This is a genomic window from Streptomyces sp. CB02923, from assembly GCF_001905005.1.
Classification (GTDB): Bacteria; Actinomycetota; Actinomycetes; order Streptomycetales; family Streptomycetaceae; genus Streptomyces.
The window spans coordinates 301,868-326,459 of the sequence record NZ_LWKZ01000023.1; the positions used below are offsets into that span (position 1 = coordinate 301,868).

The following is a 24,592-nucleotide window of genomic DNA, read 5'->3' on the forward strand; positions in this document are numbered from 1 at the left end:
TGTACCGCCGTCGGCGGTGCTCGTGGCCGGATCGAGCCACCCGGCCGTACCGGGCCCGTTGCCCCTCCGGGGACGGCGGAGTTAGCTTCGTCGGCAGGCCGGTGGATTTCCGTCCACGCTGCCGGAGAGCGCCATGGGGAGAATTCTGCGCGGGGGCTCCGTGCGAGAAGGCCGGTAGCCGTTTCACCATTCGGCAGTTCACCCCGCGGTGCCATTCCGCCATTCCGCCCGGCCGGTATTGCCCGCCGTCGTCCCGTCCGTGCCAGAGGAAATGGGAGGGGTTTTCTTTCCCCTTGTCCGGGACGGCTTCGCGCGGGACGTTCGTCATCGACCCTCCGACCCAGGAGCCGCTGCAGTGACGGCACAGACGCAGGAGTTCAGCGCACGCACGCAGTCCGCCATCCCGGACGGCTACATCGTCACGGTGGCCGGCGACGGCCACGCCGGGTACCAGTCGGACGGCGGTCCCGCGGTCTCGACCTGGCTCTACGATCCCCGGTCGGTGGCCGTGGACAAGGGCGGGAACCTCTACATCGCCGACACGTACAACCACCGCATCCGCAAGGTCGACACCAACGGCATCATCACCACCGTCGCGGGCAACGGCCAGGCCGGTTACGTCTCCGACGGCGGCCCGGCCACCGCCACCAAGCTCTACAACCCCTCGGGCGTGGCGGTCGACGGCGCGGGCAACGTCTACCTCGCCGACTCCTCCAACCACCGCGTCCGCAAGGTGGACACCCGCGGCATCATCACCACGATCGCGGGCAACGGCAACGCGGGCTACGTCTCCGACGGCGGCCCCGCCACCGCCACACCCCTGAACGAGCCCTGGGGGCTGGAGGTCGACCGCGAGGGGAACGTCTACATCGCGGACACCAACAACCACCGCGTCCGCAAGATCGACCGGCAGGGTCTGATCACCACGATCGCGGGCAACGGCGAGGCCGGTTACATCTCCGACGGCGGTCCCGCCACCGCGACGCGGCTCTACTTCCCGCGTGGCGTGGCCGTGGACGGATCCGGCGTCGTCTTCATCGCGGACGACTACAACCACCGGGTCCGCAAGGTCGACCGGAGCCAGAACATCACCACCGTCGCGGGCGACGGCAACTCCGACTACACCGGAGACGGCGGACCCGCCGTCTCCGCCCGGCTCCGCCAGGTCCGGGACGTGACCGTGGACAGCGCCGGCAACCTCTACATCGTCGACGACGACAACGAGCGTATCCGCAAGGTCGACACCCGCGGCATCATCACCACCGTCGCGGGCAACGGCAGCCCCGGTTACGTCTCCGACGGCGGCCCCGCCGTCGCCACCAAGCTGTACCAGCCCTGGGGCGTGGCGGTGGACGACCAGGGCAACCTGTACATCGCCGACGAGTACAACCACCGGGTGCGCAAGGTCGCGGGCGTGGCGAGCGTCGTCCCGCCGGTGCCGCCGGGCGCGGACCTCTACTGCGAGGTCGTCGCCCCGGCCACCGTCCAGCGCCGCATCCCGTTCCACCTCGGCGGCCGGATCAGGAACCGCGGCCCGGCGACGGCCGACGGCCAGGACGTCACCGTCGTCCTGACCCTGCCCGACGCGTTCGAGGGCGGACCGGAGTTCAGCGGGCAGCGTGGCTCCCGTACGTTCACGGGCCAGAAACTGGCGCCGCAGCAGGGCTCGTTCGACGGGGTGTTCCAGGTCACCGCGCGTCCCACGGCGGCGGCCGCGACGTACGAGGCCACCCTGGAGATCCAGTACGGCGGCGAGCTGAACCTGAAGGACAACGTCCAGACGCTGCTGATCACCGTCACGGACAGCTCCGCCGGGGACGAGACGCGGCTCACCGTCGTCCAGGAAGGCGTGCCCCAGGCGGCGCCGGGCGGGCGTACCCGCCTCAACCTGCGGCTGACAGCGCCCGGCGGCACCTCGGTCAACCCGGGTGTCGTGCGCCAGCGGTTCCACGCGCCCACCGGCTTCGTCTTCAGCGGCCAGCCGGTGTACGGCTACTACGACACCCCGTCCGGCGTGGTGACCGGGGACCTCCCGTACCAGGTGGCGGACGGCGGCCGGACCCTGATCGTGGAGTCCGACCCGCACCTCAACACCACCCTCAGCGACAGCGGTTCGCTGGTCTACTCGCTCCCGTTGCAGACCGAGTCCGGAGCCCGGCCGGGCCTGTACACGGACGGGGTCGCCGTCATCGGCAAGCACACGCCCGTCCAGCTCTCCGGACGGGTCACGGAAGCGGCCGGCGGCGGCGACGAGCGGCGGCTCACCGTCCGCCAGGAGTCCGTGCCGCGGCTCGCGCCCGGCGGGACCGGCACCTTCAACGTGGAGATCTCCGCACCGGACGGCCGGCCGGTCGACCCGGGCACGGTCGACCAGCAGTTCATCGCGCCGACCGGCTTCGCCTTCACCGGCGCCGCCACGTACGGCTACTACTACAACAAGCCGCCGGTCACCGGGAACCTGGACAGCCGGCTGGAGGGCGACGGCAAGATCCTGTCGGTGCGGAGCAACCCGCACGTCAACACCACGGGCCAGGACCGCACCGCGGTGGTCTACACCATCGGTATCCGGGCCCTGCCCGGCACGCCGTCCGGGACCGAGTCCGGCGACGGCCAGTACGTGCTGGGCCGGCACGAGCCGGTACCGCTGAGCGCGCGCGTACAGTGACGCGCCCGGCGTGACCCGGTGTCCGGGCGGGCGGCCCCTCCGGCGGCCCGCCCGGACACGCCTCCGGCACGAGGCCGCGGAGACCGGCGGCCCGCGCCGCCCGCCCGTATCCGTACCCCCTCCCTCCGCTTCGCCGCGCGCACCTTAAGATCGGGCGGTTCGGAAACACCGCGCGCAGGCGCTGGGCGACCGGCGCGCAACGGGGAAACGGGGAAGCAGCAGTGCAGCGCAAGAAGTGGATACGTACAGCGGCGACGGTGGCCCTCGCGGTCACGGCGGCCAGCGCCTGCGGGTCGTCACAGGACCCGCTGCTCACCAAGGGCACACCGGTCCCGAGCCCGACGGCATCGCCGTCCGAGAAGGTATCGCCCCAGCACCCCGCGCCCGGCAAGAAGGCGCCGGTGCTGGAGCAGATCAAGTACGACCTGGAGAGCCGGGTGCTCTATATGGGCGGCGCGGTCCCCAAGCCGACCAGCAGCTCCTGCGACACCGCGGAGGTCGGGGAGAACGCGCAGACGTTCACCTGCACCGTGAAGTACATGGGCGTCGACGTGCCGTTCCGCGTCGAGACCAAGGGCGGCTTCATTCTGATGCAGTACACGGCCACGCCGACCAAGGGCGGCGTGCTGACCGCCGAAGGAATGCGGGCACGGGCGTGGAAGCAGTACGGGATGTACGGGGGCTCGGCGGCCAGGTCGCTGCGCTGCGACAAGGCCCCCGCGGTGCAGCTGGTGCCGATCGACAGGCCCAGCGGCTACCGGTGCTACGTGGGCGAGGGCGGACTCAAGGGTTCCTACGACGCGATCGTCACGGCCAACGGGATGCGGCTGACGTGACCCGGTGCCCGGACCCGGGGGCTCCCGGGAACCGCGGGCCCGGGGGCCCGCGGAGGGCGCCGGGCACCCTACCCCCGTAAGAGTGCCCGTCCACCCACCGGCCGCACCCCGGTGCGATCGTGCGCCGCTCCTGCCCCCGTCCCGTACGGGACGCGGGCACCGTGGGACGGCGCGTGTACGGCCCACTTCACCGCACGGTCCATTGATTGGCAGCCCGTTTCCGTGCACGTAATCAATGCCGCGCGCGGCCGGAACCGCCCTTGTGGCGCCACACCGGGCTTTGTACCGTGACAGGTTGTCCGGTCAGCTCGGCGGAGGCCGCATGGGGCGTCGCGAAAAGCCCGTGGATCCCGGCGCGGGACCGGTACAGCGGTTCGCGTTCGAACTGCGCAAGCTGCGCCTGGAGGCGGGCAGCCCGACCTACCGGGCCATGGCGGAACGCGTGTCCTACTCGGCCGCCGTGCTGTCCCAGGCAGCGGCGGGGGAGAAACTGCCGTCCCTGCCGGTGACCCTGGCATACGTGGCCGCGTGCGGCGGGGACGCCGAGCGGTGGCAGCGGCGCTGGCACGAGGCCGTACGGGAGGACGCGGCCCGAACCCTCGAAGCGGACGCGGACGGAGCCGTCCCGCCCTACCGCGGCCTGGCCCGCTTCGAACCGGGCGATCACGCGCGCTACTTCGGCCGCCGACGGCTCACCGACGGCCTGGTGCGGCGGGCGCGCGAACACCGGGTCGTCGCGGTCCTCGGCCCGTCCGGCAGCGGCAAATCCTCCCTGCTGCGCGCGGGCCTCATCGCCCGCCTGCAACAGCCCGCCGCCGACCCGTCCCTGCGCCCGCCCGCCGCGATCCGCGTCCTGACCCCCGGCGCCCACCCGGAGCGCGACGCCGGACGGCTGTTCTCCCCGGCCCCCTCACCGGGGGACACCTGGCTGGTGGTGGACCAGTTCGAGGAGATCTTCACGCTCTGCGCCGACCCCGGGGAACGGAACGCGTTCATCGGCCGGATCCTGACGGCCCACGCCCCCGCGAACCGGCTGCGGGTGGTGCTGGGCGTACGCGCGGACTTCTACGGCCGGTGTCTGGCCCACCGGGAACTGGCCGGCGTGATCCAGGAGGCGAGTCTGCCCATCGGCCCGATGTCACCGCAGGAACTGCGGGAGGCGATCGTCAAGCCCGCGGCCGCCGAGGGACTGATCGTCGAACGGGCCCTGACCGCCCGCCTCGTCGAGGAGATGGCCGAGGAGCCCGGCGGCCTGCCCCTGCTGTCGCACGTCCTGCTGGAGACCTGGCGCCGCCGCCGCGGCCGCACCCTGACGCTCCAGGCGTACGAATCGGCGGGCGGCGTCCACGGCGCGGTCGCCCAGACCGCCGAAGACCTCTACGGCCGGCTCTCGCCGCGGCAGGCCGGGACGACCCGCCGGATGCTGCTGCGCCTGATCACTCCGAGCGAAGGGACCCCGGACACCCGCCGCCCCGCGGCCCGGGACGAGCTGGACGCCGGTGATCCGGCCGCGGCCCGGGTGGTCGAGCGGCTGGCCAGGGCCCGCCTGATCACGGTGGACCAGGACACCGTGGACCTGGCCCACGAAGCGCTGATCACGTCCTGGCCCCGGCTGCGCGGCTGGATCGAGGAGGACCGCGGACGCCTGATCGTGCACCGCCGGCTGACGGAGGCGGCCGGGCTGTGGGACGAACTCGACCGCGATCCGGGTGCGCTGTACCGGGGCACCCGCCTGGACGCCGCGGAGGAGGCGTTCGCTCCGGCCGGGCCGTCCGCCCCAAAACAGGTTCGTGTCCCGGAAGCGGCTCCCGCCCCGGCACCCGCCGTCGCTCCCGACGAACTCACCCCGAGGGAACGCGCCTTCCTCACCGCCAGCACCGCGGCGCGCGCCCGCGAGCGGCACGCGGCCGTCCGTACCACCCGGCGCCTGCGCCGGTTCGCCACCACCGTGTCCGCCCTCCTGGTCCTCGCCCTGGTGGCGGGGCTGCTCGCCTGGGACCAGTTCCGCACCAGTGAACGGCGGCGCGACGCGGCGCTCGCCGCCCAGCGGATCTCCCTGTCGCGGCAGCTCGCCGCCCAGTCGTCCGCGCTCCTGGAGGCCCGGCCGGATCTGGCCTCGCTCCTGGCGGTCCACGCCTACCGGACGGCGCCCACCCCGGAAGCCGCCGCCGGGCTGTTCTCCGCCGTGGACGTTCCGCTGCGGCGCCGGCTGACCGCGCACCCCGGCGGGGTGCGGGCGGTCGCGTTCAGTCCCGACGGCAGGACCCTCGCCACCAGCGGCGGACGCGACCACTCCGTACGGCTGTGGGACGTGGCCACCGGCACGGCCCGCGCCACCCTCGCCACACCCGTCGGCGCCCTCGTCTCGCTGGCCTTCGCCGCCGACGGGCACACCCTGGCCGGCAGCACCGGCGAGGGCGGCTGGCGGCTGTGGGACGTGGCCACCGGCCGCACGCGCGCCACGTTCGCCGGGCACGGAGGCCCGGTGGCGGCCACGGCGTTCAGCCGGGACGGCCGCCTCCTCGCCACCGGTGGCACCGACGGCACCGTACGCCTGTGGAACGCGGCCACCGGCGCGCTCTTCGCGACGCTCCGCGGTCACACGAGGAAGGTCGTCTCGCTGTCCTTCGCCTCCGGCGGACGTTCGGTGGCCACCGGCAGCCTCGACGGGACCGTCCGCGTGTGGGACGTGGCCCCCGGCACCGCCACCGCCCGGCTCGTCCGGCCCGCGGGCAGCAGCAGGGCGGTGGCGTTGAGCCCCGACGGGCGCACGCTCGCCGTCTACGGCAGCAACGACGCCTCGATCCGGCTGTGGGACGTGGCCGACGGCAGGCCCCGTTCCACCTTCGCCGGGCCCGCCGGGTCCGTGATCGCGATGACGTTCGGCCCCTCCGGCCGTGTCCTGGGCGGTGGCAGCGACGACGGCACCGTACGCCTGTGGGACGTGGCCACCGGAGCGAACCTCGGCACCCTGCCCGGACACGCCCGCCGGGTCAGCTCGGTGGCGTTCAGCCCGGACGGGCACACGATGGCCAGTGGCGGCGACGACGGCACGGTCCGGCTGTGGAACACCGCCCTCGGCGACACGCTCACCACGCTGACCGGCCACGACGGGCCGGTGGGCACGGTGGCGTTCGGTCGGGGCGGCCGCACGCTGGCCAGCGGCAGCGACGACGGAGCCGTACGCGTCTGGGACCTGGCCACGCGCGGGAGCCGGGTCCTCGGCGGGCGCCCCGACGGCGACCGGCGCGACCGGGTCCGCGCGGTGGCCTTCAGCCCCGACGGCCGCACCCTCGCCACCACCAGCAGACGCAGCGGTCTGCGGGTCTGGGACGTGGCCACCGGCAGGCTCCGCGCCACCCTCGCGCGCCTGAAGGGCGAAGCGGTCGCCTTCGGTCCGGACGGCCGCACCGTGGCCGGGACCAGCACGTCCGGGGCGCTGTGGCTGTGGGACGCCGTCACCCGGCGGACCCGGACCCTGCCCGCCTCCCGCACCGGCCCGGCCACTTCGGTCGCCTTCAGCCGGGACGGCCGGACCCTGGCGAGCGGCAGTCTGCACGGCCCGGTACGGCTCTGGGACGTGGCCACCGGCCGGATCCGTACCGTCCTCGCCGGGCCCCGCGGCGACGCCGGGGCGGTCGCGTTCAGCCCGGACGGCCGCACTCTGGCCGGTGGCGGCGCCGACGGCTCCGTACGGCTGTGGGACGTGGCCACCGGCACGGTCCGGGCCACCATCACCGGGCACACCATCGGCACGCTGGGTGCGGTGGCCTTCGCCCCCGACGGCCGGACCCTGGCCGCCAGCGGACGCGACACGGGCTCCGTACGGCTGTGGGACGTGGCCACCGGGCAGTCCCGTGCCACCTATGCCGGCCAGACCGGCCTCGTACGCTCGGTGACCTTCAGCCCGGACGGCCGCACCCTGGCCAGCGGCAGCACCGACGGAGTGGTCCGCGTGCGGGAGGTGGCCCTGCCCGGCCCCGCCGAAGCCGTCCAGAGGATCTGTCACGCCGTGAACCGCGAGCTCACTCCGGCAGAACACGTCAAGTACCTGCCGGGCGAGGCGCAGCACAAGGCGTGCCGCCGGTGACGCCCGCGGCTCGCCCCTGAGCGCTTCCGGCAGGGCTGGCGGCCCGGCATCCGGAGCGCCACCTTCAGGTGTAACTCCGAACAAACGTAGCCCTGTTGGAGTGCTACGTACCGCCTGGTGCGGCTGCGCCGTTGGAGGTAGGAGGTAAGCGGGGCTGCGCGCGAGGACGGGAAGACCCCGGACGGCGCGCAGGGCGAGGGGGCGTCATGAGCACTCCGGCGGCACTGCGGCTGCTGCGCGGCACCGACCTGCTGGACCTGTCCTTCGGCTTCACCGGGCTGGCGGTCGAAGGGTCCGGCGGCGACAGACGACTGGTGCGCGCCGACGCACAGACGGACGCCTGGATCGCCGTCACCTTCGGACCGCAGCACACGGTGGAACAGGCCTTCAGCGACGAAGTGCCGGGGGAGTCCCGCGACCTGCCCGTGGGCTCCCTCCTCAGCGGCCGGAGCGTCCTCGTCTTCGAGGTGGGCCCGCGGGACGCGGTGCCGTTCACCGAGGACGGGCTGCTCGACGCCATGCGCAGGCTCCCGCTGCGCGTCGTGGACGCGGCACGCGAACCGGACGCACCCCCCGCGGCTTCGACCCTCCGGACGCCGCCCGCGGCACCGGACGGCCGGGACGCCGCGGTCCGCGCCATGGCTCTGGTGCGGCTGCTGCGGACGACGGCCGAACTCACCGCCCGCCACGGCCCGGAGACCGCGCGAGCCCTCGCGGAAGCGGCGGGCGTGACGGCCGCGGGGACGGACCCCGGAGCGGCGGCCGTCGCGGCCGGCCCGCAGGACCCGCTCGCCGACCCCGCCCGCCTGCGTACCGGCGTCGAACTGCCCTACCGGCTCTACCTGTCCCCCTCACAGAAGGGGAAGTGGATCCACCGGGGCCGCATTCCGGCGCCCGCGCCCGGCGCCCGCACCGAACTCTGGCACACCCGGCTCGACGCCGGGACCGTCCGCGCGGTCTGGAACCGGGAACGCGGCGGCGATCCCGGCGCGCCGTACGCGTTCCGGCAGGCGCTGGAGCCGGAGGACCGGCGGGACATCGTCGACCTCACCACCGGCGCGGGACTCCTCAAGCCCGACGGCACCCCGTACACCCCGCAGCCCGTCGCCGTACGGCTGCTCATGCTCTCGGCGGCGGGCGGCTGGCTGGACGGCCTCGGCACCTGGCCGCAGCGGCCGCGCGGCGTCTCCCTCTCCGAGTGGCGCCACCGCGCGGCCATGGGGCGCGACCACTACGTCCGGGTGATGCGGGAGGGTTTCCTGTGCCCCTTCGGGCACAAGGCGGTGTACGTCCGCGTCACCGAGCGGAAGTTCGACGACTCGCGGGCCGCCTACCTGATCCAGCGGGAGTTCGTCGTCGTGCGGCAGCCGCTGCGGACGTACGACCCGAACACCGCGCTGCCCGCCGGGCCGGACCCCGCGAGCGACCTGGCGAACGTGCTGTTCCCCTTCACCAGCGTGCGCCTCGACACGGTGGAGACGCCCAACCTCGTCCCACCCGCCGACCGGCGGAAGTTCTTCCCCGCGACACCCGCCGAGCAGCCGTTCCACTTCAAGGTCACCGCGGTCGACCACGGCGGGAACACGGTGGAGTTCCGTACCCCGCTGCTGTTCCTCGACGAGACGCTGGCCACGGGCGCCCAACTCGCCGCGGCCGTCGCCGAGTACAACGCCCTGGACCGCAACCCGCCGGCCGGTGCCACCGCGGCGGAGCACCCGGCCGAGGCCAGCGCCGACCTCCTCGGCCAGTCCGTGGCCCTCGCGCCCACCCTCCGGCCCGACGACACCCGGCTCGACGTGACCCGGATGGTGTGGGGCATGGCGGCGCCGCCCGCGCTGGCCGATCCGGCGCCGGGCGACCGGGCCGTGTCGAAGAACGCCCAGTTCCTGCCACAACTGCGGTGGGCGCAGGCCGCCGTGCCCGCCGTGGGCCGGCTCAGCGGCGCGGACGCCACCGTGCCCGTCGCCTACGCGCGGCGGTACGCCCTGTCCGGCTTCGACACCGTCGGCGGACCGGTGCGCAAGGCCAACGCGGGGCAGGTCTTCCTGAATCTGCTCACCCCCGCCGACCAGCCGCTGCGGATGGACTTCGGCGGGCAGCGCGACCGGTCCGGCGGCCTCACCGCGCCCAGCATGATCGTGTCCGGCCTGTCCCGCCTGACCGGGCCGGTCTCGGGCGTCCCGCCGGTCGGCGGACAGGACCCGCTCGCCCTCATCGCCGACGGGACCTTCCGGCCGGAGGAGTTCTTCCGGCCGCTGGACGTCCTCGACGCGGTCGGTCCGAGCCTGCTGGGCGTGGTCCCGCTGGCCGAGGTGATCAAGGGTGTGGACGGGCTGGGCAAGGCCCTGAAGGTGCCCAACTTCTTCACCGAGACCGTCAGCGCGGTCACCGGCTTCCTCTCCGACCTCGGCCGCGCCCGGCAACTGCTCGCCCACGAACTCGACCGCTACCCGCCCGCGGCCCGCCAGGTCGCCGACACGGCGGAGAAGTTCGCCACCGTCGTCGGCGACTTCATCGCCCAAGGGCTCGCCGGCCGCACCGGCCCGATCACGATGCAGCAGGTCGACGCCGCCTTCGCCGCCTTCGCCACCGCCCTGGGCACCCTGCTGAACACCCTGCCCGCCGGCACCGACCCGGGCGTACGGACCCTGCTGACCCGCGTCCAGCAGCAGATCGCGACCTGGACCAGGGCCGCCGGAGAGGTCGTCGCGCTGCGCGACGCCGTGCAGCAGGCCGCCAACGGCTTCCGGCTGCCCGAGACCGTCAACGCGCGCCTGGAGTGGAACCCGGACATCCAGCCCGTCCTCCTGGGAGGCTCGCCGGTCTTCCTGCCGGACGCCGACGGACGGCTGTCCCTCGTCGTCGACCTGCGCGGCTCCCTGCGCCGGGACCTCGGCGTCGGCGCCGACGTCAGCTGCAGCCTGGAGAACTTCTCCCTCATCCTGGTACCAAAGTTCAACGCGCTGCGGCTGAGCTTCAAACACGTCCGCTTCGTCGCGCGCGCCGGACGCAAACCCGACATCGACGTCGTCCTCAAGAGCGTCGACTTCATCGGCCCGCTCTCCTTCGTCCAGACGCTCCGCAAGCTCATCCCGGTGGACGGCTTCAGCGACCCGCCCGGCATCCAGGTCACGCCCTCCGGCATCGTCGCCCGGTACGGGCTGCCGCTGCCGAACCTGGCCATCGGCGTGTTCAGCCTGGAGAACCTGCGGCTGGACGCCTACCTCGACCTGCCCTTCATCGGCAGGTCACTGGAGATCGGCTTCTCCTTCTGCAGCCGGCAGGCCCCCTTCCGGCTCACCGTCTCCCTGCTGGGCGGCGGCGGATTCTTCGGCATCGTCCTGACACCCCAGCGGGTGGCCGTGCTGGAGGCGGGCCTCGAATTCGGCGCCGCCGTCTCCCTCAACTTCGGTGTGGCCAGCGGCAGCCTGTCCGTGATGGCCGGGATCTACTTCCGTCTGGAACTGCGGACCGGCGAATCCCGGCTGACCGGCTACTTCCGGGCCCGCGGCGAGGTCGACGTCCTCGGCATCGTCTCCGCCTCCATCGAGATCTACCTCGACCTCACCTTCGAGACCGCGACCGGAACCGTCTACGGGCGGGCCAGGATCTCCGTCAGCGTGCACATCGGCTTCTGGTCCCAGTCGGTCACGATCGAGTGCGAGAAACGTTTCGTGGGCAGCGGCCCCGCCCCCGCCCCGCTCGCGGGGGCGGCCGAGGAGCCGCCGCGGCCGCCCGCCTTCGCCGAGATGATGGCGCCCTACACCGACCCGGCCACCGGCGCCCGGCGCGACCCCGTCACCGAGTACTGCACCGCCTTCGCGGAAGTGAGCTGAGCCATGCCCGACACGATCCGGTGGACCGTACTGCCCGACGGCCCGGCCGCCGACGGCACGCTCCGGCTGACGGTGCTGGTCAGCCCCCGCCTCACCGGCGGCACCCGCCTCGACGCCTTCCGCCGCTTCCTGGACTGGCCGGAGACCCTGCGGGCGTACGCGCCCGCGCTCCAGGTCGAGTTCCTGGCGCCCGGCGCCACCGGGCCGGGCGCCCTCGTCCCCGCCACCGCCCAGACCGGGCGCTTTCCGCCGGCCGACAGCGCGCTGTGGGTCAAGCTGTTCCCGTCCGACACGGTGGTCCACGCGCCCACCGGCGCCTTCGCCGCCACCGCGGAACAGCTCCCGGTCCTGCGCTCCTTCCCCGCCGGTGCGGTGCACGACCAGGTCACGGCCCTGTACGAGGCGGCGGTGAGCGCCACGGCAGGCCGCCGGGCCAACCCGCCGACGGGCGGCAGCGCCGAGAACGGCGCGGCGGCGCGCCCCCGCGCGACGACGGAACCGCCCCCCAGCTGGGACCACCCCGAAGGCAGCGACCTCCGCGACGTACTGACCAGCACGATCCGCGCCTTCGCCGGCCAGGTCGGCACCAGCTACCCGCGCCTCGACGACCTCATCACCGGAAGGCAGGGCGCCGCCGCGGACCCGAACCGCTACCGCCCCCGGCACATGGACCGCGCCGCACGCGACTACACGCGGGACAGCGGTCTGCTCGGCCTCGCCGAGATGTACCGGTTCTACGACCGGGCCCCGCGGCCCGCGCCCTCGGCGGCCGTACCGTCCCCGGCGGCCCCCGAAGCCGAACCGCCCCCGGCGAAGCCGGACCTCGACTTCCACACCGCGTGCGCCCTCCTCGCCGACTACCCCGAACTCCTGCGCCGCTTCGGCCTCGCCCTCGACCTGCTCGTCACACCCCCGGCCGGGCTCGCCGACCGGTGGCAGGCCCGCGTGACCTTCACGGCCGCCCAGGGCCACCTGAACACCGACGAGGCCCTGCGCCCCTGGACGGCGCTGCGCCACGTCCCGGGCCGCCGCTTCGAACCGTACGCCGCCGACGACGGCTTCCACGGCCACCGGATGCTCAAGCTGGGCGCCGCCGACGTGCACACCACCGACCTGGACCTCGACGGCGCGGCGATGAAGTTCGTCGAGTTCTCCCGCGTCATCGACCAGTACCTGAGCGGCACGGGCGAACCGGGCACGGCCGTCGCCGCCGACCCCACCGCGGTACCGGCCCTGCACGGCGCGGGCCTGACCGTCGTCCACGACGACCGCGACCGGACGCTGGCCGACCAGATGGAGGCCGACGCCCGGCACGCGGCGGGCGTCGGCGCCGGCGGCGGTCCCGTGGCCGCCGCGGTCCTGGACGCCGCGCACCTCGTCCGCGGCCTGCGTGTCGACGTCGGCGTGGCGGACGAGCGGACCGGACGCGTCGCCGTCTGGTACCCGCTGTGCGCGCGGACGGGGGAGTACGCGATCAGGCGCCCCGGCGCCCCGGTCGTACCGCTGACCGCCGCACCCGACGAGGGCCACGTCAAGGCGTCCGCCGTCACCCGGGACCGCGTCGCCGACCACCAGCTCTACGTCCACCAGGCGCTGTTCGGCTGGCACGGCTGGAGCCTGGCCGCCCCGCCGCCCGGCCGGACCCTCGGCGCCGACAACCGGCCGCAGGTGCCGGCCCCGGAGATCTCCGACCGCTTCCCGCTCGCCGCCACGTTCCGGCCCACCCCCGGCACCCTGCCCGCCCTGCGCTACGGCCGGACCTACCGGCTGCGCGCCCGCCTGGTCGACCTCGCGGGCAACAGCCTCGGCCCCGCGGCCCCCGCCGTGGAGGGCACCGCCACCGAACCCGTCACCTACGGCCGCTGGGAACCCGTACCACCGCCCGTGATCGTGCCGAGGTGGCCGTTCCTGGAAGGCGAGTCGGAACCGCACCTGGTCATCCGCAGCACCGTCGACGACTCCGGACGGCCGCTGTCGCCCGGGGAATGGGCCGACCTCCGCAACCCGCAGGTCCCCGACCACGAGCGGACCTCGCCCGCCGACGGCCTCGACCGCCGCTACCGCGCCTTCGACGAACGGCACATCAGCCCGCCCAAGAGCGCCCTCCAGATGGCCGAGCAGCACGGCGTGTACGACGCCGTCTTCGGGCCCGGCAAACCGGAGACGCTGCGCCGCCAGTACTTCGCCGCCGCGTCCCGCGAGGCGGGCAGCTACCTCGACACGGTGGTCGGCCTCCCCGAGGACCCGCGCGTCACCCGTGACCTGAAGGCCGCCGGGGAGATCCACGTCGCCAAGCACAGCCCGCACGACACCTCCCCCCTGACCGAGCTGCCGGTGGCCCGCGGCGACGGCCTGCACACCGGCGAGTACGTCGTCCACGACGCCGCCCAGCTCCTGCTCCCGTACCTGCCCGACGTCCCCGCCCGCGGCATCGCGCTGCGCGGCCTGCCGGGCACCGGCACGACTCCCCACCGCACCTACGACTTCACCGGAACCTGGCCGCAGGCGAGGCCGCTGCGGCTGCGCATCGTGGAGGGGGACCGCCCGCCGGACCCGCCGACGGGCGGCGTCCTGACCGTGTACGTACCGAAGGCGGAGGTCGTGACCGTCCGCATGAGCTGCCGCATCGCGGAGGAGGACCTCCGGCTGTTCCGCGTCTGGCGGCTGCTGACCGCCTCGCCCCTGTGGAACGACCCGCTGCGCCTGACCCCGGACAAGCAGCGCGAACTGACGGCGGCGTCGGCGGCCGGCGAGAACTGGATGCTCACCCCGTGGACGGAGATCACCCTCGTCCACGCCGTCGAGAAGCCGCTGCGGGCACCGTCCCTGGCGGACCTGCGGTTCCGCCGTACGGCCGGAGAGACCTTCGCGTCCGTCGACGGCACGGTCTCCCTGCACGCCAGGAGCACCGGCCGCATCGACCTGGACGCCACCTGGGAGGAGTGGCTCGACGACGTCAGGGAAGCCGCGCCCCGCCGGGTGACCGGCTACGACCACGTGGGCGACCTCACCCCCGGCCCCCGCAGGGACACCCTCTCGTTCAGCGGCGTACGGCACGACTTCCGCGACACCCGGCACCGCAACGTCACCTACACACCGACCGCGACCACCCGCTTCCGCGAGTACTTCCACCCGGCGATCACCGACCGGCCCGAACTCATCACCAGCAGGGGCCCCGCCGCCGCGGGCCCCGCCGGACGGGGCTGGCCGGTCCCGGCCACCCGCCGGCCCGAGCCGCCCGAAGTGAGCCACACCGTCCCCACCTTCACCTGGGAACACACGGTGGACACCGACGCGCACCGGGTGACGAGGACCCGCAGGACCGCGGGCGTGCGCGTATACCTCCGCAGGCCCTGGTTCTCGTCGGGCGACGACGAACTCCTCGCCGTCGTCCTCGACCCGGGCAGCGGCCTGCCGGCCGAACTCGTCACCCGCTGCGGCACCGACCCCGTGTGGGCCGACGACTCCGTCCTGCCGCGCCTGCGCCCCGCCAACTTCCCGAACGCCGCCGTGACCGCCACGGACCGCCTCCTCGCCGAGACCGTCGGCGGCACACCCGCGACGGTGACGGCCGCCGCGTACGCCCCGGTGTACGACGAGCGGCTGGGCCTGTGGGCCTGCGACATCGACGTGGACCTCGGCGACCTGGCGGACAGCCCCGCCTACTTCCCGTACCTGCGGCCCGCGTTCGCCCGTTACCAGCCGTACGCCGTCGACTCCCTCCACCTGTCGAAAGTGGTCACCGGGGAGTTCGTCCAGCTGATGCCCACGCGCACGGTCACCGCCGCGATGACGGCCGACGGCCGCATCCGCGTCGAGCTGAGCGGCCCGGCCGCCGCCAACGACGCGGGCGAGTTCGCCGGACCGGGACGCGAGGGCATGGCGGCGAGCCGCCGCGTCACCGTCACCGTGCAGCAGCGGGCCCGTTCCGCGGGCGACCTGGACTGGACGGCGACCGACGCCACGGCCGAACTGGCCTGCACCCCCCGCGGCACCGGCTTCGTCTGGACCGGCGAACTGGCCCCGCCCCCCGGCCGGTTCCCTTCCCCCAACTTCCACCGGCTGCTCGTCGAGGAGTCCGAGACCTATTTCACCGACCGCACGACGGCCACCGGCACCCTCACCGCGAACGGCGTCACCCGCCCGGTGTCCCGGCGGCTCGTCCACGCGGACTTCTTCGGGCTGACGACGACGGTGTTCGGGCGGATCGTGCTGGAGGAGTGAGGGCTTCGCGGCCCGTCGGCGGCCCCGTCGAACTCCGCCGCGCCCGGCTCCGGGGCCGGCTCCGGGGCCGGAAAAAATTCTCCGGCCCCGGAGTGTGAGGCGCGGATCGCCGGGACACAAGAGCGTCAGTGCTTCGGAACCGCAGGCACCCCGTCACAGAGGGGCCAGTCTGCCGTTTTCCGGTGAGTGGCCACTCATCTGCCTGCGAACCGCCCACCAGCGTCTAAGGAGAGCCGGCGATGGCCACCACCACGATCGCGCGCCGCCACGGGCGCCGTTACGACGACCCCGACACCAGCAAGGAACTCCGGCTGCTGGTCACGCTGCCGGACGGCCCCAGGAAGGAGCGCCTGCGCCAGCGTGTGATCACCGCCTGGCTGCCGCTGGCGCACCGTCAGGCCGTGCGGCTGCGCGAGCGCGGGGAGCAGCTCGACGACCTCAAGCAGGTTGCCGCCCTCGGTCTGGTCAAGGCGGTCGACCGCTTCGACCCGGAGCGCGCCGACGCCTTCGAGCAGTTCGCCATACCCACCATCACCGGAGAACTCAAGCGGCACTTCCGCGACCACACCTGGGACGTGCACGTGCCCCGGCGCACCCAGGAACTGCGCAACAAGGTCCGCAAGGCCGTACGGGAACTGAGCACGACCCTGGACGGGCGGTCGCCGACCGTGGCGCAGATCGCCGGGCACGCCCGGCTCGCGGAGGACGACGTGGTGCTCGGGCTGGAGGCGCTGGAGACCTACCGGTCCCTGTCGCTGGACGTGGCCCTGGACCGCAGCGGCGACAACGACGACTACACCCTCATGGACACCCTCGGCGTGGCCGACGGCCGGTTCGGGCTCATAGAGGACCGCGAAGCGGTCAAGCCCGCCCTGGCCCGGCTGCCCGACCGCGAACGCCGCATCCTCTACCTGCGGTTCTTCAAGGACATGACGCAGAGCGCCATAGCCGCCGAACTGGGCCTGTCCCAGATGCACGTCTCCCGCCTGATCAGCCGCGCCCTGGCCCGCGTACGGGCCGACGTCGACCGCAGCACGGACGAGGAGCTGCGGGCCGCGGCCTGATTCCGGGGCCTGACCGCGCCGCTGTCCGGGGTGCTCCGGCCCGTGGCACAGCCCTCCGTACCGGAAACCGGACGGAGGGCTGCGGGCCAGTACGGCGGGGTCGGAAGTGGTGGGGCCGGCGGCGTGTGGTCAGCGCACCCAGTGGTGGTAATAGTGCTTGTGGGCTTCGAAGTCGCTGTGCTTCGAATGGGAGGCGGCGCCGGCCTCCTTGAGGGTGACGCCGTCCACGCCGCCCACGTTCAGGCCCTCGTAATAGGCGACCTTGTGGTGACTGGCGGTGTGGTGCGAGATGTGCTTGCCTCCGCCGCCCGCGGGGGCGGCAGCTGCGGGAGTGGCGGCGAGGAACCCGGCGGCGATGATGCCGGCGGCGGTTATCGCTGTGCGACGCATGGTCTCTCCTCAGGGGAGGGGGGATGTTGAGACGACTCTCACCCGGGACGGGACGCGCCGCACGCGGGGGCTGGCGAACGGGTTGCGCCGCACGGGCTACCGCCGCGTACGGTGACGGACCGGCCCGCCGCCGCGCCCGCCGGACCGGTGGCCGCCGCCCGGCCGGGTCCGCCATGGTGATCCACATCACGCCCGGGGCCGGTACCGATGCGGCAGGGCGCGCGTTTTCTTCGTACCATTCACATGTTTGCCGAGGGAAATGGTGCGGTCAGTGCAGGAACGGGCGGTCAAGACGCGGGAGGCTATTCTCCGGGCGGCTTCCGAGGTGTTCGACGAGTTCGGATTCAGCGGCGCGAGTGTCAGCAAGATCATGAAGCGGGCGGGGGTCACCCAGGGCGGAATGTACTTCCACTTCCCCTCCAAGGAGGCCCTGGCGCACGCCGTGATGATCGAACAGGGCAACGGGCTGGAGCTGCCGCCCGGGGAGGACGGCCTGCAACGGCTGGTCGACATCACGCTGTACCTCGCCGGGGAACTGCAGACCAACCCGGCACTGCGGGCCGGGGTGCGCCTGGCGATCGAGCAGGGCGAGTTCGGTGTCCAGGACGACGCCCCCTACCAGTACTGGGTGCAGGAGTTCGCCGGACAGCTGCGGGCCGCACGGCGCAAGGGGGAGTTGCTGCCCGACGTGGACGAGGACGACCTGGCCTGGGTGCTGGTCAGCTCCTACTCCGGCACCCAGCTCCTGTCCCAGATCTCGACCGGCCGTTCCGACCTGCACCAGCGGGTCGTCACCCTGTGGCGGTACCTGCTGCCGGGCATCGCCACCGACGACGTCCGGCCGCTGGTCACCTTCACGGAGCGGCGGGGCGGTCCGGTGCGGGGCTGAGGGGCGGGCTGCCGCGCAGCGCGGCGCGGTAGCCGCCGGGTGTCTGGCCGAGGGTGCGGGTGAAGGCGTCGATGAAGGCGCTGGTGGTCGCCCATCCGCAACGGTGGCCGGCCTCGGTGACGGTGGCTCCTTCGGCCAGTTGGATCATGGCGTGGAAGACCCGGGTGGCGGTCCTCCACTGCGGGTAGGTCATGCCGAACTCGGTACGGAACAGCCGTGCCAGGGTGCGCTCACCGGCGCCGGAGTGGCGCGCCAGCCACGCCATGGTGCGGGGCCGGGCCAGATCGTCCGCCGCCAGGGAACACGCACGGACCAGTCGGGGGTCCCGGGGAGTGGGCAGGACGACGGGCTGTACGTGGGCGCGTTCGAGCCGGTCGCGGGTGACGGTCTGGATGTGGTCCAGTTCCCGTTCGGACAGGTCCGGGTCGCTGCACGCGATGAGGAGTTCCCGCAGCAGCGGGTCCACGGAGATCACGGTGGGCGTGACCGAGCGGAGCGGCGGGGCGTCCGGAGCGAATCCGATGGTGTGCACGTGGCTGGGGCCGTAGACCCGGTGCTGGTGCCAGGTGTTCGCCGGGATCCACATGGCACGGGCGCTCGACGCGATCCAGGAGGCCGCTTCGGTCCGGACGGCCAGGACGCCGGTGCTGACGTAGATGAGCTGGTGGAAGGCGTGGCGGTGGCGGCCGATCGTCTCACCGGCCACGTGGTCGTGTCGTGTGTTCCTCGGCCGTGCGTGCGGCTGGCTGTTCCCCGGCATTTCGCAGGAGAGTACCGCAGGGCTGCCGGTTGACGGAGGGGTCCGGTCGTCCGTACGGGTGGTGGCCGCTTTCCGATACTCGACGGCAGAATTAGGGAAGCCTCACCTTAGTTGCGTACACCAGTGTGGGGGGCATGCGTACGACACGATCTCCCGCTCCGCGGACGAAGGGCCGGACCGCCTTCCTGGGCAGCGTGGGAAGAAGCCTGCGCGGCGCCGCGCTCGACACCCGGCCGCTGAGCGTGCCCGCCTACCGGCGCCTGCTGGCCGGGCAGGCCCTGTCCTTCGTCGGCACCATGATCACCGAGGTGACGGTCCCCCTTGAGGTGTACCGGCTGACCCGGTCGTCGCTGTACGTGGGCCTGACCGGACTGGCCGGTCTCGTCCCGCTGATCGTGTTCGGCCTGTACGGCGGTGCCATCGCCGACCGGGTCGACCGCCGGCGGCTGTACTTCGGCGCGGCGACGGTGACCTGGGCGGTCACCCTCGGCCTGCTGGCCCAGGCCCTGCTGGACATCGGGTCCGTGGGGCTGCTCATGCTGCTGGTGGCCGTACAGACCGCGTCGTTCGCGGTGTCCTCCGCCGCCCGGGGGGCGATCATCCCCCGTGTCGTGCCCGCCGGGCTGGTACCGGCGGCGAACACCTTGAACTTCACCGCGGGCAACCTGGCATCGGTCGCAGGACCGCTGATGGCGGGCGCTCTGGTGGGCCTGCCGCACGGGTTCGCCTGGGCCTACGCGGCCGACGCGGTGCTGTTCACCGCCCTGCTCCACTCCACTTTGCGCCTCCCTCCGATACCGGCCACGGCACAGCCGGCGCGGCGCGGAGGGGTGCGGATGGTCTGGGAGGGCCTGCGCTTCATCGCCTCCCGCCCCGTGCTGTGGATGTCCTTCGCGGTCGACATCGCCGCCATGGTGCTGGCGATGCCCACGGCGCTGTTCCCCGAGGCGGCCGCCACCCGCTTCCACGGGGGTGCGGGCCTGCTCTACTGCGCCATCGCCATCGGCTCGATCGCGGCCGCCGCCTTCAGCGGATGGATCGGCACGGTACGCCGCCAAGGGCGCGCCCTGCTCTTCGCCGTGGGGGCGTGGACGGTGGCCATCGCTCTCGCCGGGACGACGGACAGCCTGTGGATCGCGGTGGGGCTGCTGATCTGCGCGGGCGCCGCCGACCTGGTCAGCGCCGTCTACCGGCAGACCATCCTGCAGACCTGCGCACCGGACGAGATGCGCGGCCGGCTCCAGGGGGTGTTCACGGTCGTCGTGGCCGGCGGGCCGCGCCTGGCCGACCTGCGGGCCGGGGCGATGGCCTCCGCCACCGGCCTGACCCTCGCATGGTCGGGCGGAGCGCTGGTGTGCCTCGTCCTGGTCGCCGCGGCAGCCCTGGCCGTACGGCCGTTCTGGCGCTACGACACCGGCACGCCCGCGCCGGACACGAAGCTGCCGCAACCGCAGACCGCCTGAAGCGCGCCTACTTGAGACCGCTGAGCATCACGCCCCGGATGTAGTACTTCTGCAACAGGAGGAACAGCAGCAGCACCGGCAGCACGCTCAGCATGAGCCCGGCCATCATGACGGGCACCATGCGGTGGGGGTCGAGGTAGCTCTGCAGGGTCTGGATGCCCACCGGCAGCGTCATCAGGCGGGGGTTCGCGGTGGAGACCAGCAGGGCCCAGATGTACTCGTTCCAGGCGCCCACGAAGGTGAGCAGCGCGAGGGTCACGGCCACCGGCTTGGTCTGCGGTACGACGATGCGCCACCACACCGTGAACTCCCCGGCGCCGTCGATCCGGGCCGCCTCCAGCATCTCGTCCGGTACGGAGACGATGAACTGCCGCATCAGGAAGATCCCGAACCCGGACACCAGGAACGGCATGACCAGCGCGGCCAGGCTGACCGTCAGCCCGGCGCCGCCGTCGCCGAGCAGCCCGTTGCCGCCCGCCAGCGGCCAGTGCACGAGGATCAGGAAGTGCGGGATGAAGAAGACGAACGGCGGGAACATCATCGTCGCGAGCACCAGCCGGAAGATCAGGTCGCGGCCGGGGAAGCGCAGCTTGGCCAGGGCGTAGCCCGCCAGCGAGGACGTCAGCAGCACCGAACCGGTGATCACGGCGGTGGCCACGACGCTGTTGCGGAACAGCAGCGGCAGGTTCAGCTGGACGAACGCCTCCCGGTAGTTGGACAGTTCGAAGGCCTCCGGCAGGAAGCGGTACGGGAGCCTGCCGTACTCGCCCGGCCCCTTGAACGAGGTCAGCAGCATGTCCAGGAACGGTACGACCGTCACCACCGCCCCCGTCCCCACCAGCAGGTACGACAGCCACGGGAAGCGCCTCGGCCGTCTCACGCGTCCTCTCCCTTCCGCCGGAACAGCCACAACTGCGCCAGGGTGATCACCAGGATCAGGACGAACAGCACGAGGGCCGCCGCGCTCGCGGAACCCCAGTCCCCGTACTTGAACGCCCGCTGGTACATCTCCAGTGCGGCGACGTTGGTCGCGTCGCCCGGCCCGCCCTCACCGGTCATCACGATGATCAGCGCGAACGACTGGAGCCCGGTGATGAACTGGGTCACGCACACGAACAGCAGCGACGGCCGCAGCAGCGGCAGCGTGATGCGGGTGAAGACGGTGAACTGGCCGGCCCCGTCCAGCTCCGCCGCCTCGTAGTAGGAGCGGGGGATCGCCTTCAGGCCCGCGGTGAGGATGAGGATGGCGGACCCGAGGGAGGCCCACGCCTGGACCGCCACGACCGACGGCAGCGCGGTCGCCGGGTCCTGGAGGAAGGCCACCGAGCGCAGGCCGAGCGCGTTGAGCACCCCGTTGACCAGGCCGCCCGGCTCGTACATGTACTTCCACACGTTGCCGACCGCGACCACGGTCGTGACGATCGGCAGGAAGTACAGCGTGCGCCACAGCCCCTGGAAGCGCAGGTTGGTGATGCAGTGGGCGACGAGGACGGCGCCGGTCAGCGCCAGGGCCACGGTGCCCAGCGCGTACAGCAGCGTGTTGCTCAGGACCGGCGTCAGGAAGGACGAGCCGCGGGCGAAGAGGGCGGCGAAGTTGTCCGCACCCACCGGCCGTATGTCGGCGAGGTCGAAGCCTGCCCAGCGGGACAGCGACAGCAGCACCGCGAACAGCAGCGGCAGCACGAGGAAGATGGCGAAGAACAGCAGGCTGGGGGTGAGGAAGAGGTAGGCGATGACGGTCTGCCGACGGCGCCGGTGCCGGTGCGCCGGGGCGCGGGTGCGGCTCCCGGCCGCCCGTACGCCCCGTCGGCCGCCCTCGTAGCCGCGGCTCTCGGCGACTCTGCCGCCCTCCGCGCCGTCCCCGTCCGTGCTTCCGACCGTTGTCGCCATGCAGCACCAGCCTTTCGGGACGGGCGGACCGATGGGTGGAGGCCCCTGGGGCGGGGCCTGCGGTCAGCGGGACAGTTCCTGGTCGACCTGGTGTACGGCGTTGCGTACGGCGCCGTCGGGTGACAGGCGGCCGGTCCACATCTCCTCGATGTTCTTGCGCAGCAGGGCCTTGGCCTTCTGCGCGCGCGGTCCGTTCGGCTCCGGCGTGGCGTAGTCCAGCGCGTCGACGAACGGGCCGAGGTTCGGGTCGCCGCCGGTGGCCAGCAGCCCCCGCATGTCGGCGGTGCGGCCGGTCATCGTGCCGACCGACAGCTGAAGGGCGCTCATCCGCGTGGCGCGCACCCCGGCGGCCCCGCCCGTCCGCGGTCCCGTCGGCACCACCTCGTCGTTCAGCCAGCGCAGGAACTCCCACGCCTCGCGCGGGTGCCTGCTCTGCGCGTTGACGCCGAGCAGGAAGCCGGTGGTGACGGTGCCCCGGTTGCCGGGCGCGGGACCCGGCACCGGCGCCACCGCGACATCGCGGTAGTCCCGGCCCATCGTCTGCTTGAGGCTGCCGGTCCACCAGCCGCCGCTCACCGCCATCGCCACCCGGCCCGCGGGGAACGCCTTCATCAGGTCGATGCCGGGGTCGCTCGCGCCCCGGTCGATCAGCCGCCGCTCCAGCGCGAAGACGGCGCGGCCGGCGGGGGAGCCGAGGGCACTGCGCGTGCCGTCCGGCTGGAGGAACGATCCTCCACGGGAGGCCAGCAGCGCCAGCGTCTGGTTCACCACGGTCGCGTCGTCGGTCCGCGACAGCCCGAAGCCCTGCACGAGCGTGTTGCCGTGCCGGTCGCGCCGCGCGGTCCGGTACGCGGTCTCCTCCAGCTCCCGCCAGGTACGCGGCGGCCCGTCCACCCCGGCCGCGCGCAGCAGCCGCCTGTTGTAGTAGAGCGCGTAGGACTGCACCTCCGTCGGATAGCCCATGATCCGGCCGTCTACCGAGGCAGCCCGGACCGCGGGGCGGGCGAAACCGCGCCCGATCCGGGCCGCGTCCCCGGGCGGCGCCGGACGTATCACCCCGGCCTGCGCCAGCTGCCCGGCCCACAGGCTGTACGGGTGGATGATGTCCGCGCCCTGCCCCGCGGCCTGCCGGACCATCAACGTGGTCAGCAGGTCCTGGAAACGGACCGCCGTCGTGCGTACGTGCACCCGGTCGTGCCCGGCGTTCCAGGCGTCGACCGCCCGTTGCAGCGCCGACTTCAGCGGCTCCGTCGCGTAGTGCGACAGCAGCGTGAGCACGACCGGGTCGCCGGGGCGGCCGCTGCCGTCCCGGCCGGGGGCGCCGCAGCCCGCCGCGGTCACCGCCGCGCCCGCCAGCCCCGCCAGCACCCGGCGCCGCTTCATGGCCGTACCTCCCGGCGCAGGATTCGGAACGTACGGGTCGTGGAGAACCCCGCCGACCTGTAGAGCTGTCCGGCCGGGCTGTGCTCGCCCGTCCACAGGAACCACGCCCCGTGCGCGCCCGCCGCCCGCATCCGCTCCAGCGCCAGGTGCAGCAGCACCTTGCCCAGCCCGGTGCCGCGCTGGTCCGCCCGTACCCCGAACGGCCCGAACCGTTCGATCAGGCCTTCGTACGCCCCGTGCATCGCCCACCCCACGACCCGGCCCGACGGGTCGTGGGCCGTCACGATGCGGTCCATGGGCGCCCCGCCGTCCAGCGCCCGGCGGATCGCCTGCGGCCAGTCGGGACCGAACGCGTCCCCGGCCAGCCGCAGCAGGCCCACCAGGTCGTCGTCCCGCGGCGTGCCGAAGCGGTGGCCCGCGGCGGTCAGCGCGGCGGCCCGCTCCCGCACCGCGTCCGGTATCCGGTAGCCGACCAGGCAGCGGTCCATCGCGACCGCTTCGCCGCGGGGCCGGAAGCCCAGGTCCGCGAGCAGCCGGGCGGCGTCCGGGTAGGTGTCCCGGTCCAGGCCGGGAAGGAAGTAGTGCGGGGTGTAGGAGGCGAAGTCGACCCGGGTGCGGCCGTGTCCGGCGAGCCAGTCGAGTACGCCGGTGAGCAGCCGCCGCCCGAGGCCGCCACGGCGGTCGGCCGGGTCGACGAAGAAGAACGGGACCCAGCCCTGCTCCGGCTCCAGGTCGCTCCCGGCCACCGGGACCGTCCGCCGCACACCGTACGCGGCGCCGACCACCTCGCCGCCCCGGACGGCGACACGCAGACCCGCCGGGTCGAAGTTCGGGTCGAGCAGCACCTGCCGCCGGAAGCGCTCCCGCGTCACGGCGTCGTACGGAGCGCTGCGGGCCCACGCCGCGACCAGCGGAGCACCGTCCCCGGGGGCGAAGTCCCGGACACGCACCGGGCCCGCTCGCGCAGTCGCGTGGTCCATCGGCGTCCTCTCGTCCGCGTCCCGTACGGGCCGGCAGGGTCCATGGTCCCCGCCTTGGGACCAGGCTCCAACACCTTCCGCACCACGGCCTTCAGGACGTGCGCACCGGCGGCGACCGGACC

At 73.5% G+C, this 24,592-nt stretch carries 14 protein-coding genes; 8 read left to right on the forward strand and 6 right to left on the reverse strand.

The features are described from left to right. Positions 1-355 precede the first annotated feature (355 nt). The 6 genes from A6A06_RS42875 to A6A06_RS19970 all read left to right on the forward strand — a co-directional run bounded on the left by A6A06_RS42875 (position 356) and on the right by A6A06_RS19970 (position 16,715). Positions 356-2,665, forward strand: coding sequence for an NHL repeat-containing protein (locus tag A6A06_RS42875; RefSeq protein WP_242440834.1), 2,310 nt, complete (start codon positions 356-358; stop codon positions 2,663-2,665). A 221-nt stretch (positions 2,666-2,886) separates the two neighbouring features. Beyond that, positions 2,887-3,501 (forward strand): hypothetical protein, encoded by a 615-nt coding sequence (locus A6A06_RS19950; RefSeq protein WP_073762644.1) that lies wholly within the window; start codon positions 2,887-2,889, stop codon positions 3,499-3,501. 322 nt (positions 3,502-3,823) lie between these two features. After that, a complete protein-coding gene (locus A6A06_RS19955; protein ID WP_073762645.1) occupies positions 3,824-7,591 on the forward strand; it encodes a WD40 repeat domain-containing protein in 3,768 nt (1,255 codons plus the stop codon). A gap of 206 nt (positions 7,592-7,797) precedes the next feature. Further along, positions 7,798-11,427 carry a hypothetical protein gene (locus A6A06_RS19960; protein ID WP_073762646.1) on the forward strand — a complete coding sequence of 1,210 codons (3,630 nt, stop codon included), beginning with the start codon at positions 7,798-7,800 and terminating at the stop codon, positions 11,425-11,427. Between the two features lie 3 nt (positions 11,428-11,430). After that, the gene (locus A6A06_RS19965; RefSeq protein WP_073762647.1) at positions 11,431-15,651 is read left to right on the forward strand and encodes a hypothetical protein; all 4,221 of its coding nucleotides are present in this window, start codon (positions 11,431-11,433) and stop codon (positions 15,649-15,651) included. 239 nt (positions 15,652-15,890) lie between these two features. Continuing rightward, positions 15,891-16,715 (forward strand): SigB/SigF/SigG family RNA polymerase sigma factor, encoded by an 825-nt coding sequence (locus A6A06_RS19970; protein WP_073762648.1) that lies wholly within the window; start codon positions 15,891-15,893, stop codon positions 16,713-16,715. Positions 16,716-16,844: 129 nt separating this feature from the next. Here A6A06_RS19970 and A6A06_RS19975 read toward each other — a convergent pair whose 3' ends face one another. Next, on the reverse strand, positions 16,845-17,105 hold the full coding sequence (locus A6A06_RS19975; protein ID WP_073762649.1) for a hypothetical protein: 261 nt from the start codon (positions 17,103-17,105) through the stop codon (positions 16,845-16,847). Between the two features lie 259 nt (positions 17,106-17,364). On the opposite strand from A6A06_RS19975, the gene A6A06_RS19980 reads away from it, so the two are divergent. Continuing rightward, positions 17,365-17,994 carry a ScbR family autoregulator-binding transcription factor gene (locus A6A06_RS19980; RefSeq protein ID WP_073762650.1) on the forward strand — a complete coding sequence of 210 codons (630 nt, stop codon included), beginning with the start codon at positions 17,365-17,367 and terminating at the stop codon, positions 17,992-17,994. Here A6A06_RS19980 and A6A06_RS19985 read toward each other — a convergent pair. Next, on the reverse strand, positions 17,960-18,700 hold the full coding sequence (locus A6A06_RS19985; protein ID WP_338015924.1) for an AraC family transcriptional regulator: 741 nt from the start codon (positions 18,698-18,700) through the stop codon (positions 17,960-17,962). The two genes, A6A06_RS19980 and A6A06_RS19985, sit on opposite strands and share 35 nt — an antisense overlap. Before the next feature lie 188 nt (positions 18,701-18,888). Here A6A06_RS19985 and A6A06_RS19990 point away from each other — a divergent pair, with 188 nt between their 5' ends. After that, positions 18,889-20,217 carry an MFS transporter gene (locus A6A06_RS19990; protein ID WP_079194156.1) on the forward strand — a complete coding sequence of 443 codons (1,329 nt, stop codon included), beginning with the start codon at positions 18,889-18,891 and terminating at the stop codon, positions 20,215-20,217. 7 nt (positions 20,218-20,224) lie between these two features. Here the strand turns inward: A6A06_RS19990 and A6A06_RS19995 are convergent, their stop codons facing one another. The 4 genes from A6A06_RS19995 to A6A06_RS20010 form a co-directional block, all read right to left on the reverse strand. Further along, positions 20,225-21,097 carry a carbohydrate ABC transporter permease gene (locus A6A06_RS19995; RefSeq protein WP_073762653.1) on the reverse strand — a complete coding sequence of 291 codons (873 nt, stop codon included), beginning with the start codon at positions 21,095-21,097 and terminating at the stop codon, positions 20,225-20,227. Next, positions 21,094-22,107: a carbohydrate ABC transporter permease gene (locus tag A6A06_RS20000; protein WP_073762654.1), complete on the reverse strand. Its 1,014-nt coding sequence runs from the start codon at positions 22,105-22,107 to the stop codon at positions 21,094-21,096. Before A6A06_RS20000 ends, A6A06_RS19995 begins: the two co-directional genes overlap by 4 nt. A gap of 63 nt (positions 22,108-22,170) precedes the next feature. Continuing rightward, complete coding sequence (locus A6A06_RS20005) at positions 22,171-23,490, reverse strand: extracellular solute-binding protein (RefSeq protein ID WP_073762655.1); 1,320 nt, start codon at positions 23,488-23,490, stop codon at positions 22,171-22,173. Next, positions 23,487-24,470 carry a GNAT family N-acetyltransferase gene (locus tag A6A06_RS20010; RefSeq protein ID WP_073762656.1) on the reverse strand — a complete coding sequence of 328 codons (984 nt, stop codon included), beginning with the start codon at positions 24,468-24,470 and terminating at the stop codon, positions 23,487-23,489. The genes A6A06_RS20005 and A6A06_RS20010 overlap by 4 nt, the downstream gene beginning before the upstream one ends. Positions 24,471-24,592 lie beyond the last annotated feature (122 nt).